Annotated in this window: 17 protein-coding genes and 1 tRNA gene; 13 read left to right on the plus strand and 5 right to left on the minus strand. The window is 38.6% G+C overall.

Translation table 11 applies throughout. The features are described 5' to 3' along the window. Positions 1–53: 53 nt before the first annotated feature. Together carB and MK385_RS05830 are read left to right on the plus strand one after the other, a co-directional pair. Positions 54–3,230 (plus strand): carbamoyl-phosphate synthase large subunit, encoded by a 3,177-nt coding sequence (carB, locus tag MK385_RS05825; protein WP_268725528.1) that lies wholly within the window; start codon positions 54–56, stop codon positions 3,228–3,230. A gap of 216 nt (positions 3,231–3,446) precedes the next feature. Then, a complete protein-coding gene (locus MK385_RS05830) occupies positions 3,447–4,781 on the plus strand; it encodes an Nramp family divalent metal transporter (RefSeq protein WP_268725529.1) in 1,335 nt (444 codons plus the stop codon). A gap of 116 nt (positions 4,782–4,897) precedes the next feature. Here the strand turns inward: MK385_RS05830 and MK385_RS05835 are convergent, their stop codons facing one another. The 3 genes from MK385_RS05835 to MK385_RS05845 form a co-directional block, all read right to left on the minus strand. Further along, positions 4,898–5,140 (minus strand): type B 50S ribosomal protein L31, encoded by a 243-nt coding sequence (locus MK385_RS05835; protein WP_000710764.1) that lies wholly within the window; start codon positions 5,138–5,140, stop codon positions 4,898–4,900. Positions 5,141–5,303: 163 nt separating this feature from the next. Then, positions 5,304–6,167: a lantibiotic ABC transporter permease gene (locus tag MK385_RS05840; RefSeq protein WP_268725530.1), complete on the minus strand. Its 864-nt coding sequence runs from the start codon at positions 6,165–6,167 to the stop codon at positions 5,304–5,306. Positions 6,168–6,274: 107 nt separating this feature from the next. After that, positions 6,275–7,219: a DHH family phosphoesterase gene (locus tag MK385_RS05845; protein WP_268725531.1), complete on the minus strand. Its 945-nt coding sequence runs from the start codon at positions 7,217–7,219 to the stop codon at positions 6,275–6,277. Positions 7,220–7,322: 103 nt separating this feature from the next. On the opposite strand from MK385_RS05845, the gene MK385_RS05850 reads away from it, so the two are divergent. From MK385_RS05850 to MK385_RS05895, 10 genes are all read left to right on the plus strand, one after another. After that, positions 7,323–7,766 carry a flavodoxin gene (locus MK385_RS05850; protein ID WP_001162125.1) on the plus strand — a complete coding sequence of 148 codons (444 nt, stop codon included), beginning with the start codon at positions 7,323–7,325 and terminating at the stop codon, positions 7,764–7,766. A gap of 117 nt (positions 7,767–7,883) precedes the next feature. After that, the gene (locus MK385_RS05855) at positions 7,884–8,150 is read left to right on the plus strand and encodes a chorismate mutase (RefSeq protein WP_268725532.1); all 267 of its coding nucleotides are present in this window, start codon (positions 7,884–7,886) and stop codon (positions 8,148–8,150) included. Further along, a complete protein-coding gene (gene crcB, locus MK385_RS05860) occupies positions 8,147–8,521 on the plus strand; it encodes a fluoride efflux transporter CrcB (RefSeq protein ID WP_268725533.1) in 375 nt (124 codons plus the stop codon). The genes MK385_RS05855 and crcB (MK385_RS05860) overlap by 4 nt, the downstream gene beginning before the upstream one ends. Continuing rightward, positions 8,515–8,844 (plus strand): fluoride efflux transporter CrcB, encoded by a 330-nt coding sequence (gene crcB, locus MK385_RS05865; RefSeq protein ID WP_268725534.1) that lies wholly within the window; start codon positions 8,515–8,517, stop codon positions 8,842–8,844. The genes crcB (MK385_RS05860) and crcB (MK385_RS05865) overlap by 7 nt, the downstream gene beginning before the upstream one ends. A gap of 118 nt (positions 8,845–8,962) precedes the next feature. Next, positions 8,963–9,310, plus strand: a complete 348-nt coding sequence (rplS, locus tag MK385_RS05870) for a 50S ribosomal protein L19 (RefSeq protein WP_001068669.1) — start codon at positions 8,963–8,965, stop codon at positions 9,308–9,310. A gap of 41 nt (positions 9,311–9,351) precedes the next feature. Then, positions 9,352–9,423 (plus strand) — tRNA-Arg (locus tag MK385_RS05875). A 126-nt stretch (positions 9,424–9,549) separates the two neighbouring features. Beyond that, entirely contained in the window at positions 9,550–10,215 is a 666-nt protein-coding gene (locus MK385_RS05880) for a lantibiotic ABC transporter permease (RefSeq protein WP_268725535.1), read from the plus strand. Next, the gene (locus MK385_RS05885; protein ID WP_268725536.1) at positions 10,212–11,099 is read left to right on the plus strand and encodes a DUF6710 family protein; all 888 of its coding nucleotides are present in this window, start codon (positions 10,212–10,214) and stop codon (positions 11,097–11,099) included. The genes MK385_RS05880 and MK385_RS05885 overlap by 4 nt, the downstream gene beginning before the upstream one ends. An 81-nt stretch (positions 11,100–11,180) precedes the next feature. Further along, positions 11,181–11,450, plus strand: a complete 270-nt coding sequence (locus MK385_RS05890) for a hypothetical protein (RefSeq protein ID WP_268725537.1) — start codon at positions 11,181–11,183, stop codon at positions 11,448–11,450. Beyond that, on the plus strand, positions 11,440–11,904 hold the full coding sequence (locus MK385_RS05895; protein ID WP_268725538.1) for a DUF5085 family protein: 465 nt from the start codon (positions 11,440–11,442) through the stop codon (positions 11,902–11,904). Before MK385_RS05890 ends, MK385_RS05895 begins: the two co-directional genes overlap by 11 nt. Before the next feature lie 288 nt (positions 11,905–12,192). Here the strand turns inward: MK385_RS05895 and MK385_RS05900 are convergent, their stop codons facing one another. Then, positions 12,193–12,723: a hypothetical protein gene (locus MK385_RS05900; protein WP_268725539.1), complete on the minus strand. Its 531-nt coding sequence runs from the start codon at positions 12,721–12,723 to the stop codon at positions 12,193–12,195. A 65-nt stretch (positions 12,724–12,788) separates the two neighbouring features. Between MK385_RS05900 and MK385_RS05905 the strand changes: the two genes are divergently transcribed. Then, complete coding sequence (locus MK385_RS05905; RefSeq protein ID WP_268725540.1) at positions 12,789–12,998, plus strand: hypothetical protein; 210 nt, start codon at positions 12,789–12,791, stop codon at positions 12,996–12,998. On the opposite strand, the gene MK385_RS05910 is transcribed toward MK385_RS05905, so the two are convergent. Beyond that, entirely contained in the window at positions 12,974–13,654 is a 681-nt protein-coding gene (locus MK385_RS05910; RefSeq protein ID WP_268725541.1) for a DUF4145 domain-containing protein, read from the minus strand. The two genes, MK385_RS05905 and MK385_RS05910, sit on opposite strands and share 25 nt — an antisense overlap. Positions 13,655–13,872: the final 218 nt, after the last annotated feature.

The following is a 13,872-nucleotide window of genomic DNA, read 5'->3' on the forward strand; positions in this document are numbered from 1 at the left end:
CGTCATAACTCCTATTTTAGCTTTGTCCGCTTGACGCCCTTAATATCTTATAAATGCCTAAACGTACTGATATTCAAAAAATTATGGTGATTGGTTCTGGCCCGATTATTATTGGTCAGGCTGCTGAGTTTGACTATGCGGGGACCCAGGCCTGCTTGTCTTTGAAAGAGGAAGGTTATGAAGTTGTCTTGGTGAACTCAAACCCTGCCACCATCATGACGGACAAGGAGATTGCGGACAAGGTCTACATCGAACCGATCACACTCGAGTTTGTGACACGTATTCTCCGTAAGGAACGTCCGGATGCTTTGCTTCCAACTCTTGGAGGTCAGACAGGGCTCAATATGGCCATGGAATTGTCTAAAAATGGTATTTTAGATGAACTTGGTGTTGAACTTCTGGGTACTAAACTATCTGCCATCGACCAAGCGGAGGACCGTGACCTCTTTAAACAATTGATGGAAGAACTTGAGCAACCAATTCCAGAATCTGAAATTGTCAACACAGTGGAAGAAGCTGTTTCCTTTGCGGCATCAATCGGTTACCCAGTTATCGTCCGTCCTGCCTTCACACTTGGTGGTACTGGTGGTGGTATGTGTGCTAACGAGGAAGAACTACGTGAAATTGCTGAAAATGGTTTGAAGTTGTCACCTGTTACCCAATGTTTGATTGAACGTTCTATTGCCGGTTTCAAGGAAATCGAGTACGAAGTCATGCGTGACTCAGCTGACAATGCCCTTGTTGTGTGTAATATGGAAAACTTTGACCCAGTTGGGATTCACACAGGAGACTCCATCGTATTTGCACCAGCACAAACCATGTCAGACTATGAAAACCAAATGCTTCGTGACGCCAGCTTGAGCATTATCCGCGCTCTCAAGATTGAAGGTGGATGTAACGTTCAGTTGGCCCTTGATCCTCATAGCTTTAAGTATTATGTCATCGAAGTAAACCCTCGTGTATCTCGTTCATCAGCCCTTGCTTCTAAGGCGACTGGTTATCCAATCGCTAAATTGGCTGCTAAGATTGCTGTAGGATTGACTTTGGATGAGGTCATTAACCCAGTTACAGGTTCAACTTATGCTATGTTTGAACCAGCGCTTGACTATGTGGTTGCCAAGATTCCACGTTTCCCATTTGATAAATTTGAAAAGGGTGAACGTCGTCTCGGTACCCAGATGAAGGCAACTGGAGAAGTCATGGCCATCGGTCGTAACATCGAGGAATCACTTCTTAAGGCTTGTCGCTCGCTTGAAATTGGAGTTCACCACAATGAAATGCCTGAACTTGCAGAAGTCTCAGATGATGCCTTGATTGAAAAAGTTGTCAAAGCTCAAGATGACCGTCTCTTCTATGTTTCAGAAGCTATTCGTCGTGGTTATACACCAGAAGAGATTGCAGATTTGACTAAGATTGATATCTTCTATCTTGATAAACTCTTGCATATCTTTGAAATTGAGCAAGAATTAGGTTCACATCCACAAGATGTAGACGTCTTAAAAACAGCAAAACTCAATGGTTTCTCAGATCGTAAGATTGCTGAACTCTGGAATACTACAGCTGACCAAGTGCGCCAACTACGTTTGGAAAACAAGATTGTCCCAGTTTACAAGATGGTGGATACTTGTGCAGCAGAGTTTGAATCAGAAACTCCGTACTTCTATTCAACCTATGGTTGGGAAAATGAATCTATCAAGTCTGATAAGGAATCTGTCCTTGTCCTAGGTTCAGGTCCAATCCGTATCGGTCAAGGTGTGGAGTTTGACTACGCAACAGTTCACTCTGTTAAGGCTATTCAAGCCGCTGGATATGAAGCTATCATCATGAACTCAAACCCAGAGACAGTTTCAACAGACTTCTCTGTATCTGATAAACTCTACTTTGAACCATTGACATTCGAAGATGTTATGAATGTTATCGATTTAGAGCAACCAAAAGGTGTTATCGTTCAGTTTGGTGGTCAAACAGCTATCAACCTTGCTGAGCCATTAGCAAAAGCAGGTGTGACTATTCTTGGTACGCAGGTTGCTGACCTTGACCGTGCAGAGGACCGTGACCTTTTTGAGCAAGCCCTCAAAGACTTGGATATTCCACAACCTCCTGGACAAACAGCAACCAATGAAGAAGAAGCAGTACTTGCTGCACGTAAAATTGGTTTCCCAGTTCTCGTTCGCCCTTCATATGTTTTGGGTGGACGCGCTATGGAAATCGTTGAAAATGAAGATGATCTTCGTTCTTACATGCGTACTGCAGTTAAGGCAAGTCCAGACCATCCAGTTCTTGTTGACTCTTATATCGTTGGACAAGAATGTGAAGTTGATGCCATCTCAGACGGACAAAATGTTCTCATTCCAGGTATCATGGAACATATCGAACGTGCTGGTGTCCACTCAGGTGACTCCATGGCTGTTTACCCTCCACAAACCTTGTCTCAAAAGGTGCAAGAAACGATTGCTGATTACACTAAGCGTCTTGCAATCGGCCTCAACTGTCTTGGGATGATGAACATCCAGTTTGTTATCAAGGATGAGAAAGTCTTCGTTATTGAAGTAAATCCGCGTGCTAGCCGTACCGTACCATTCCTTTCAAAAGTAACCAATATCCCTATGGCACAGGTAGCGACTAAGTTGATTCTTGGTCAAAGTCTCGAAGAACTTGGTTACCAAGATGGACTTTACCCTGAAAGCACACGAGTTCATATCAAGGCACCAGTCTTCTCCTTTACCAAACTAGCTAAGGTAGACAGCCTTCTTGGTCCTGAAATGAAGTCAACAGGAGAAGTTATGGGATCAGATACGACTCTTGAAAAAGCTCTCTATAAAGCTTTTGAAGCTTCATATCTCCACTTGCCAACCTTTGGGAATGTTGTCTTTACCATTGCTGATGATGCAAAAGAAGAAGCTTTGGATTTGGCTCGTCGTTTCCAAAATATTGGTTACGGAATTCTTGCAACTGCAGGAACAGCGGAGTTCTTTGCAAGTCATGGATTGCAAGCCCAACTCGTTGGTAAGATTGGTGATGATGAACACGATATCCCAAGCTACGTCCGCAAAGGAAAAATTCAAGCTATCATCAACACTGTTGGTACCAAACGGACAGCCGATGAGGACGGAGAGCAAATCAGACGTTCAGCTATCGAACACGGTGTGCCCCTCTTCACAGCCCTAGACACAGCAAATGCCATGCTCAAGGTGCTAGAAAGTCGTAGTTTTGTCACAGAAGCGATCTAGTTGAGAAAGAATTTTCACTGTTTTAAAGCCAGCGTCAGAAAACGCTGGCTTTTGCAATACAGATATTGTCTATTTCAACCATCATTCTTTCCTTAAGAATCATTCTAAATTGTGATATAATAAGGAATAATTGGAAATGGAAAACTATTTTCATTATATTTTCAAAAACTCCATTAAGAAAATAGGTAAAGACAGATTAGAAAGTGTAAAATTCCGATGTCTTCTTACAAAAAAGTCTCTCTTTCTGAGATCAACCAATCTATTGAAACTCCGAATAACAATCATTTTTGGCAAAATCTAAAAGCTTTTTTAGGACCTGGAGCCCTTGTAGCAGTTGGTTATATGGATCCTGGAAACTGGATTACTAGTGTGGTTGGTGGTGCTTCCTACAAATATAGTCTCTTATTTGTTATTTTGATTTCCTCCATCATCGCCATGCAGTTACAACAGATGGCTGGAAAGCTCGGTATCGTAACTAAGATGGACCTAGCACAGGCAACAGCACATCATGCTCCCAAATGGCTTCGTTATAGTTTATGGGTGATTTTAGAATTAGCTTTAATGGCGACCGACTTAGCTGAGGTTCTAGGCTCAGCGATTGCCTTAAATCTTTTATTTAAAATACCGATTATGGTCGCTATTCTCTTAACCGTTTTAGATGTATTTTTGTTACTTTTATTGATGAAATTTGGCTTCAAAAAAATTGAAGCCATTGTTACGACCCTTATTTTAACCATATTAGCCATCTTTACCTATCTGGTGGCTTTATCCAATCCAAGTATTCAGGGTATTTTTGGTGGTTATTTGCCGACTCCAACATTATTTGAAACACAATTGCCAGGTCATGAAAGCCAATTGACCTTGGCTTTAGGAATTGTGGGAGCGACAGTCATGCCCCATAATCTCTATCTTCATTCTTCCCTATCCCAAACAAGGAAAATCAATCACAAAGATAAGAAGAATGTTCGAAAAGCCGTGCGTTTTATGACCTGGGATTCAAATCTTCAGTTGTCCCTAGCCTTTATTGTCAATTCCTTACTTCTCATTTTAGGGGCATCTCTCTTTTTTGGTCATGCATCTGAAATTTCAGCTTTTTCTCAAATGTACAATGCTTTACAGGATTCGAGAATAGCAGGAGCGATAGCTAGTTCAACTCTATCAACTTTATTTGCCCTAGCCCTCTTAGCAAGTGGCCAGAATTCGACCATTACAGGTACCTTAACAGGACAGATTGTCATGGAAGGCTTCTTACATCTGAAATTGCCTCAGTGGATTATCCGTATCGGTACCCGGATTTTTGCCTTGCTCCCTGTGATTATTGTTGCCGTCTTGTTTGGGCATCAAGAAAAAACCTTGGATCAGTTATTGGTCTATTCACAGGTCTTTCTGTCAATCGCTCTTCCGTTTTCAATCTTCCCCTTAATCTATCTGACCTCTAAGAAGTCACTGATGGGAGAATTTACCAATGCTAAGTGGAACACCATCCTAGGTTACGCAGTTTCAATCATCTTGACCATTCTCAATATCAAGCTTCTTTTCGATATTTTTTAACCTCGTTTGACATCAATTATAGTGTCAGCGTGAAGGTTGACAAATAGAAAGTAGTAGTGATTGGTTCATAAAAAGAAGTACAAAAAAAAGAACAGTCGAAGCTGTTCTTTTTATTCTTATTTGAGACCGTATTTTTTGTTGAAACGATCCACGCGTCCATCTGCTTGAGTGAACTTTTGACGTCCAGTGTAGAATGGGTGTGAGTCTGATGAAATTTCCACACGGATCAATGGGTAAGTTTCGCCTTCGAACTCAACAGTTTCGTTAGAGCGTTTTGTTGAACCGCTAAGGAATTGGTAACCAGTAGTTGTGTCCATGAAGACAACTGGGCGATATTCTGGATGGATATCTTTTTTCATTTTGCAATATTTCCTTTCTGCCATGGTCTCTTTGCGAGCCATAGATTGTTACCTTACTAGTCTATCAGATTCTGGTAAGTTTGGCAAGTCTTTTCCCTGATTTTATTAAAAATCTTGATAAAAAATCACTCCAGTGTTTACTGGAGTGAGGGTAGAAGAATGATTAGTTCTCTTGATTTGGAGTTTTTTCTTCTTGTTGATTTTTTACTTCTGTTTCTTTAACTGGTTCTGTGTTTTCTGCTGCTGATTTAGCCTCTTTTTCAGTTTCAGTAGGTTCTGTTTCTGTTGATTCTGTTACAGTTTCAGCTTCAGCCTCTGTTTCTGTTGGTTCGTTTACTGGCTCAGCTTCTGTTTTTGTTTCAGATTCTGTAGTTTCTTCTTTTACTGGTTCTGCGTTTTCTGCTGTTGATTCAGCTTCTACATTAGCTGGTTCCTTAGCTTCCTCTTTTTGCTCGGTTTCCTCTTTAGCTGTCTCTGTTTTTTCAGCTGTAGTTTCTTCTTTTTTACGTTCTTGAGATTCTTTTTTGATTTCTTCGACTGCAGTTTTAACGGTAGAGCTTGTTACACGTCCGACAGTTTGAGCAAAATCTTTACCAGACTCAGCTAATTCAGTAAATGATTCTTTGGTAATTTTACCACCTGACATTGCCAAGAGACCAGTTACAACTAGTGCAATGCTAGCAAGAATAGCTAAAATCAAACCAAAGCCGATTGAAATGCCATATCCACCAAAGTTAGACATGTATTTATTTACATTAAAGAGACTATTTAGTGTGACGAGAGTTGCAATTGCACCCGCAACAATGACACCAATTGAGAACCCTTTAGGCATTGCTTTATTCATATTATTCAAGCACGCAAGAACAATAGATACAATAGCCGCGATAATGACAAACCACCCATCACCTTGGTAACCATTCACACTATAGGACCCAAAAGAACCTGCATTTAAACTAGCCCATGGCAAGAGTGAACCAAGGATTGCTACTCCAGCAGAAATGAGGATAAACAAACGATTTTTTTCCATTATTATGTCTCCTTTTATTCAGTTTGATTTATTATACCATAAACTGCGGTACAAAGAAACCGTATATTTTAAGAATCTAGCATATAAAAGGCCAAGAAAATTCTTTCTTAGCCTTGGTGAATCTGTAGAGCCTCTTTCAGTTCTTTATATATTTGTTCGTTTTCTTCTAGACTATAGGAATTGGCGCCACTAGCTAATGGATGTCCTCCTCCGTCGTGTTCTTTGGCAATTTCATTGATAGGGGTGATTTTGCTGCGCATTCGAACACGGAAGTGGCCATCAGCTTGCTCAACAAAGATAGCCCAAGCCTTAACAGTATCAATTCGACCAGGTGCCCCAACAATCGCTGCTGTTTCAGCATCCGTAACCTTATATTTTTCCAAGATGTCTTGAGTAAGCAGAACGCGTGCAGCCCCATTCTCATCAACTTCTAAGTGATCATAAACATACCCTTGCAATTTTGCAATCTTGAAGCTCATGGTATCCATTTGACGAGACAGTCCAGCAAAGTCAAAATCAATTTCTCGGAGCTGGCCAGCTATTCTAAAGGTACGGGCACTAGTTGAAGGGTAGAGAAAACGCCCTGTGTCCCCGACAATTCCTGCATAGAGAAGTCGTGCCGCTTCACTAGACAAAGTTAGCTGATTTTCTTGAGCAAATAATGCAATCATCTCACTGGCGCTGCTTGAACTTGTATCCACCCAAGATAGGTCACCATAGATGTCATCATTTGGATGGTGATCGATTTTGATGGTGAAATTAGCTTGTTCGTAGCGTTTATCATCGATACGAGGGCGATTCGCTGTATCACAAATAATAGCAAGAGCTCCTTGGTAGTCATTGTCTTGGACAGTATCCATTTCCGCCATCCATGTTAGAGTTGGTTCGTTATAACCGACTGCTTTGATGGTCTTTTCTGGAAAATGGTGTGTGAGAAGAGCTTTTAAACCTACCTGACTCCCTAAGGCATCTGGATCTGGTTTCATATGACGATGAATGATAATGGTATCGTATTCTTTGATTTTCTCTAAAATTTGCTGGCAAATTTCCATAAGTAACCTCAATTCTTTCTCATTTCATTGTAGCACAAGAATTTTTATTTTTAAAATGAAAAAGATATGATATAATGGAGAAAGATAAATTGAGGAGGACGATATGGCATTAGCAAAAATTGTATTTGCCAGTATGACCGGTAATACCGAAGAAATTGCAGATATTGTAGCAGATAAATTGCGTGACTTGGGCTTGGATGTCGATGTTGATGAATGTACGACTGTTGACGCTTCAGACTTCTTGGAAGCGGATATCGCAATCGTTGCGACTTACACTTACGGAGATGGAGAATTGCCAGATGAGATGATGGACTTCTACGAAGACCTAGCTGATCTCAACTTGAATGGCAAAATCTACGGAGTGGTCGGTTCAGGAGATACCTTCTACGACGAATTCTGTAAGGCTGTTGATGACTTTGATCGTGTATTTGTAGCGACAGGAGCTGAAAAAGGTTCAGAGTGTGTTAAAGTGGACCTCTCTGCCGAAGAAGAAGACATCGAACGTTTGGAACAATTCGCAGAAGAATTGGCTGCAAAAGTAGGATAAGAATCAAACTGCGCTGACTGGAAGAAGTCAGTGCATTTTTTTATTAGTTTTTTTGGGATTTTACTAGCCTATTTAGAGGCTTTTTGATACAATAATTCAAATAAAGGAGGAGACTGTATGAACTTAGATATTATTCGCCAAAAAATTGATCAAATCGACGACCAGATCGTCAAGCTCCTAGAAGAACGGATGCACCTAGTTGAGGGGGTTGTCGATTATAAGAAAGCATCAGGTAAGCCAATCTTAGATTCTAAGAGAGAAGAAGTTATTTTTGAAAAGGTCAAAAATCGTGTAGAGGATAAGCGTTATCAGGAGACTATTGTTGCGACTTTTTCAGACATTCTCAAACGTTCGCGTGATTATCAGGATCAAAACATCAAATGAAAAAAGAACAATTTTATCCGCTAGGGATTTTTCTAGCTGCAATGGTGGGAGGACTTGTCCGCTATTTAGTTTCCACTTGGTTACCAGCCAGTCCTGATTTTCCTTGGGGAACCCTCCTCATCAATTATCTGGGCATTATCTGCCTGGTCTATCTGGTGAAAGGCTATCTGGTCTATAAGGGAAGCAGTAAAGGCTTGGTTTTGGCGCTGGGGACAGGATTTTGTGGTGGCCTGACAACCTTTTCTAGCCTAATGCTTGATGCAGTAAAACTGCTTGATACCGGGCGTTATCTTAGTTTAGGCATTTACTTACTTTTGAGTATTGGTGGAGGTCTATTCTTGGCTTATGTTCTAGGGAGGAAGAAATGGTAATCGTTTATCTTGCAATCGCCTGCGGGTTCGGAGCACTGGTGCGTTATTTCTTTTCCCGCTATAATCAAGCTTCTAAATTGCCACTAGGAACTCTCATAGCCAATCTTATAGGATGTTTTTTAATTGGCTTACTCTACAATCATGTGGAGTCCAAGGAAATCTATGCTATCCTAGCGACAGGTTTTTGTGGAGGGTTAACGACCTTTTCAACCTTGAATGACGAACTGCAAAGACTAATCAGTGACAAGAAGGTATTTTATAGCTATTTTCTCTTAACTTACATAGGCGGTTTTCTAGCGATTTTTTTAGGAATTCTGCTATAAATTTCTTTACTTTTAGATGGAAATTTGGTAAACTGTATCTTGTGTGTAATGGACGCACAAAAATACAGTTTATCCGCTGAGGAAGGTTCCTCAAGATTGACAAAGATAGGAGAATAAAATGAATCCATTAATCCAAAGCTTGACTGAAGGTCAACTTCGTACAGATATCCCATCATTCCGTCCTGGTGACACTGTTCGTGTACACGCGAAAGTTGTCGAAGGTAACCGTGAACGTATCCAGATTTTTGAAGGTGTTGTTATCGCACGTAAAGGTGCTGGCATCTCAGAAAACTACACAGTTCGTAAAATCTCTAACGGTGTAGGTGTTGAGCGTATCTTCCCAATCCACACTCCACGTGTTGAAAAGATCGAAGTTGTTCGTTACGGTAAAGTACGTCGTGCGAAATTGTACTACTTGCGTGCTCTTCAAGGTAAAGCAGCTCGTATCAAAGAAATCCGTCGTTAATTCGACTAAAAACTCTGCTCACCCAGCAGGGTTTTTCTCTAGCTCCCTTAGTTCAATGGATATAACAACTCCCTCCTAAGGAGTAGTTGCAGGTTCGATTCCTGCAGGGGGCATTTAAGAAGCGTAAAGAAACATAAAGAACACTGGATAACCAGTGTTTTTTCTTTGACCAAATTTTGAACCATTCATAAGATATCTATGGTGTGGTATAATAGGCGTAGAATGTTTATGAGAAAGAAATGAAAGAAAGATATTATAAATTTTTGAATATGGCAGTTGTGGATACTAGTCCTATAAAGAACTCTGACTTTTTTAAATCAACTGCAATGGAAGTGATTTTTGCTTTGCTGATATTTATAGTATCTATTTTTATAGAAGGTGTGATGCATGATGTGAGTATGATTATTCTTTACATTACTATTCCTCATATACTGGTACTCGTGTTCATATTCTTGCTATTTCAAAAGTTTTCCAAATCAAGATTATTGCAATTGATTCCAGCTAGTTCTATTTTAATTTCTCATGTTGAGTTTCTTTTCTGGAGTTCTTTATTTTTGGGGAAGAACTACTGGTCTGTCTTCATGGTGTTGATTGTCCTAAGCATTATGTTTCAACTACTATCCTTTGTTTACCAGTTGTTAATTGTCCCTAAAGCTAAGAAATTACCACATGGTGAGTATAGGAAGAATCTTTTATTTCTTCCTTCTGTTGTTTGCCTATTGATTTCAGCAATTGTAATGATTATAGCACGTTTATTTACGTTGCCGGCGGTATATGTTGTTACTTCCCTTGTTGTAGCGAGCATAGTCTGTCTTCCCTTCTATTGGCTTGAATATGCACGCGTTTTTACAGGTTGGAAAAAGAAAAGCACGAATAACTTTATTTACAGAGGAGAAATAAAATGAGTATTATTTATGATTTAATTTATAAAAAACATGATAAGAAAATTAGGAAAGAGTTTCTTGAAGAATTGAAAGAAACAGCAAAGGAAGAAATTAGGAAAGAGTTCCTTGAAGAATTGAAAGAAGCAGAAAAAGAAGAAATTAAGGAAAGAAATAGAAAGGCTTTAGAAAAGCATTTATCTAATGTTAAAGAACTCATTGAAAATAAAAAATGGATAGCTATTGAGAAGTATCTAAAGTTACTTTCTCTAGAGTATAATTTTAAAGTTGCTAAAGAGTGTCTTGAAGCTGATTGTTACAGTGAATTGCCATATGCTTCTGCTATTTTTTCAAATTTAATGTATGAAATCAAAGTGGAGGTTGAACGTTATTATTTTGGATACTCTGAACATAATTGTTATAGTAGTTATGAACATAGAATTGATGAAGATAAAATTGTTTATAAATTTACAGACCATCCTATTTTGTTAAGACCTTGGAACTCTTTAAGGATTTTGCAGAATATTATTGATATTAACCAAGATAATGTTCTAAGTACTGAAGATAAAAAATGGTTGCATAATCTTCAAAATTATTACTATTTTCCGCTGGGGTTGATTGTGTGCAATGGCGGTAACCATTCACAATTATCTGCTATTTTGGAAGGAGACGGTGAGTCTGCTATTGAGATGATTTTAGATATGAGAGCTCTATATGAAGAAGTAGTATTTGATGGGAATGATTTTATTTCAAAAAGAGATAACAGAGTGATTTCTGTTACAAATTCAGAAAAAGAAATTGTTTTGAATACTAAGAACTTATTGGGAGTTTATTTTGAAATTGGTAGACTCTTGCAAGGACATCTAGAATATTTCCCAACCTATATTACAAAGTATTTGAAAAAATGATTATTTGAAACATGGGTTTATAAAAATGGTCCGACAACGATTGAAACATGTTTGAGCACTTTTGGAAAGCCAGGAGAAGCCTTGTTTAAGGTCTATATTCCGACAAACATTCCAATTGAAGGAAATGATGAATTCCAATATTTAGAACATTTTACAATTAAGCAGTGTGTTTCTGATGTAACTCCATTTGATGAACATCTTCTTCCAAAGATTGAAGAAATGAAGCAATATATTCAAGGTGAGGGGTTGGAAATGCAAGGAGATACCGTTTTTCTAGCGATATTGCCAATATTTGGACAGCACTTTGTTGAAATGAATATCCCAGTTAAGGAGATTTCAGATGCTATTTAAAAACGTGGGAGAATACCAAGATATACAATATAGAAATGTTATCTCAAGGTATTACACAGTATCTCCAGAAGAGATGCCGGACACTTATAACGCTTTTTTAGAAGAAGTAAGAAAAGCAGGATATACGCTTCGAGGACCTTTCTTTTATACGATTAATTCCAAGTTAGAAGAAAATCAAGATGTGTTGATGGAACTGTTTATCCCAGTAGAAGAAGAGTATATTGAAGATGCTTTGCCGAAAGACTTTTTGTATCACAGTTTGTTTCAAGTTTTAAATACTGTTTCAACTAGAATTTTGGAACCAGATGATGAGTTAGTACGAGAAGGAATCGACTTCTTAGCTGGCTATATTCATTTTCGAGACTATAAAGAGTTGACCCCTCCCTTCTTTTTTACCACATCAATTGATGAGAAATTCTATACAGATATAAAAGTAGGGGTGTTGAAGGAGTAGGTGCAGCTATTGGATGGGCTATGAATGACTTTAAAATTAAGGGATTAAATAATCAATCTGTAACAGATGCAGCTAAGGATGCAATTGGCAATGGCTTAAAAGCAATAGGAGGGTAGGAAAAATTGCAAATGCAAATGTTAAAGTCTCTTATTCACTAATTTGCAAAGACTTGAACGAAGCAATCGATGAAAAAAAATCATCGCCAACACACTTGACGATGAAACTGTTCAGATAAAAAATTGAATTCTTACGTGATGTTTGAACTGTAAAAATCATTCGGAGATGAGGCTATCTTAGATCGCGTAATAAAGCCATGGTCGATTGTCTGATAGCTGTTGCAGGAGAGTCGCTATTATTGCTCTCGTTTACTGTGTAGAGCATTGCAGATGCCACGGTAGCATCAAGTACAAACTTATCTGTATATTTGTTTTTCCTTCTATCAGAGTAGGTAATTGTCAGTGTGATTCGACCTTTATAACCTTCTTGTATTGATGATGTAAATTTTTGTCCTGGAGCAATCATATTTCCGATGAGTGAGCCGAAGCGGTGTATAGAATTCAATGAATCCAATTCTCCATCTATCTGAATATTATCGATATATGCTGGAGTTTGGCCAAAGTTTTTAAAAACATAGGCACGTTGTTGATTTTTAACTGCATAGGCATCTACATAAACATTAATATAAGGCTTTGCCATATCTTCTGTAGCTTTCTTTGTTTGCCAGAGTGAAATGGTATTTAATATAAAACCGATTATAGCAATAATCACTGTGATATAGAGTGTCCAGATTTGAACGTTTTCATTAGTAATTGGCGACATGAAATTCACCTCCTTTCTGCTTTTATTATAGCAAAAAGGAGAGAGAAATAGAGAAGAGAGGAAAGATGCCAGAGCAAAAAGAAAAATACCACGATAGACGTGGTATACCTGATGAATTGAGGGTTGAAAAAGTTATCCACCTTTCAATTTTGAGAGGCGAAGGAACTGAAGCGGATAAAATTCGAATTGTCGAGCAGTATTACAATATGGACGGCGATCTAATATTTGAGTTAGATCCTTGTTTTCATTATCAAGAATTTTTAGATTTACGTTGATTTTGTTTATCTTTGTCCAAATCTAAAATATCTTGTAGTAATTGTTCGTTGTCATGGCGTTCAATATACCATTTTTGCATAAGTAATTCTATAAATTTCAGCAACATGTGGGCCTCATTGGGTTCAATATCCACTATAAGATTTATATCTTTTTCTGGATGAGCTCCAATGTTTCCAAGTTTTCGTAGGGCATCAAGTACCTTTTTAGTGCTTGGATCTACAAGATCTTTTAAAGCGTCTATCTCATCTACTAATCTTGCTTTCGAAATTCCCCAAAAATCCCTAATCATTCCTTGTAAACAACGTCTAGAGAGGGTTGCGGAGGCTTTGGGACTGAGATTTAAGATAGCGTGAGCTTCTTCATAATCACTTCTGATCGTTTGCGGGATGTAATCTGGATAGGCTTTAGCGAGAGAAATTGGATTGAAGTGCATAATGCGATTTGGGAATTGACTTCCTACGCCAACGATGTCGATTGAAACTTTATGACAGTTTGGACATTTCATTGTTTGTATTGTTATTTTGTCATTCAAATTTTCTTCGTAGTTAAAATGTGAACGACGAATCAAAAAGTAGTGCTCATCTTCTCGAAAAGTATCGTGGTGATTTGGAACAGAATAACCGCAAAACAAGCAGAATAGTTTACTAGAATCCATAAAATTTCTCCAATCGTTTTTATTTTATTATACCAAATTTAGAAAGGAATGCTATGAACGAAATATTCAACTTTCACGGACAGGAAGTCCGTACGATGACAATCAACGATTAACCTTGGTTCGTTGGAAAAGATGTTGCAGATATCTTAAGGGGTTTTACCAGTTATTAGAAGACAAGGTGGTTTTATCCGCGAGGTGCGTTTAAGAAGCGTAAAGAA

This window comes from Streptococcus oralis, from assembly GCF_026782125.1.
In the GTDB taxonomy this organism is placed as follows: domain Bacteria; phylum Bacillota; class Bacilli; order Lactobacillales; family Streptococcaceae; genus Streptococcus; species Streptococcus oralis_CE.

What these genes read in the sequence shown, in the direction of transcription:
- carB (WP_268725528.1), top strand. Translation starts at nt 54, where the DNA reads ATGCCTAAACGTACTGATATTCAAAAAATTATGGTGATTGGTTCTGGC.
- MK385_RS05830 (WP_268725529.1), top strand. Translation starts at nt 3,447, where the DNA reads ATGTCTTCTTACAAAAAAGTCTCTCTTTCTGAGATCAACCAATCTATT.
- MK385_RS05835 (WP_000710764.1), bottom strand. Translation starts at nt 5,140, where the DNA reads ATGAAAAAAGATATCCATCCAGAATATCGCCCAGTTGTCTTCATGGAC.
- MK385_RS05840 (WP_268725530.1), bottom strand. Translation starts at nt 6,167, where the DNA reads ATGGAAAAAAATCGTTTGTTTATCCTCATTTCTGCTGGAGTAGCAATC.
- MK385_RS05845 (WP_268725531.1), bottom strand. Translation starts at nt 7,219, where the DNA reads ATGGAAATTTGCCAGCAAATTTTAGAGAAAATCAAAGAATACGATACC.
- MK385_RS05850 (WP_001162125.1), top strand. Translation starts at nt 7,323, where the DNA reads ATGGCATTAGCAAAAATTGTATTTGCCAGTATGACCGGTAATACCGAA.
- MK385_RS05855 (WP_268725532.1), top strand. Translation starts at nt 7,884, where the DNA reads ATGAACTTAGATATTATTCGCCAAAAAATTGATCAAATCGACGACCAG.
- crcB (WP_268725533.1), top strand. Translation starts at nt 8,147, where the DNA reads ATGAAAAAAGAACAATTTTATCCGCTAGGGATTTTTCTAGCTGCAATG.
- crcB (WP_268725534.1), top strand. Translation starts at nt 8,515, where the DNA reads ATGGTAATCGTTTATCTTGCAATCGCCTGCGGGTTCGGAGCACTGGTG.
- rplS (WP_001068669.1), top strand. Translation starts at nt 8,963, where the DNA reads ATGAATCCATTAATCCAAAGCTTGACTGAAGGTCAACTTCGTACAGAT.
- MK385_RS05880 (WP_268725535.1), top strand. Translation starts at nt 9,550, where the DNA reads ATGAAAGAAAGATATTATAAATTTTTGAATATGGCAGTTGTGGATACT.
- MK385_RS05885 (WP_268725536.1), top strand. Translation starts at nt 10,212, where the DNA reads ATGAGTATTATTTATGATTTAATTTATAAAAAACATGATAAGAAAATT.
- MK385_RS05895 (WP_268725538.1), top strand. Translation starts at nt 11,440, where the DNA reads ATGCTATTTAAAAACGTGGGAGAATACCAAGATATACAATATAGAAAT.
- MK385_RS05900 (WP_268725539.1), bottom strand. Translation starts at nt 12,723, where the DNA reads ATGTCGCCAATTACTAATGAAAACGTTCAAATCTGGACACTCTATATC.
- MK385_RS05905 (WP_268725540.1), top strand. Translation starts at nt 12,789, where the DNA reads ATGCCAGAGCAAAAAGAAAAATACCACGATAGACGTGGTATACCTGAT.
- MK385_RS05910 (WP_268725541.1), bottom strand. Translation starts at nt 13,654, where the DNA reads ATGGATTCTAGTAAACTATTCTGCTTGTTTTGCGGTTATTCTGTTCCA.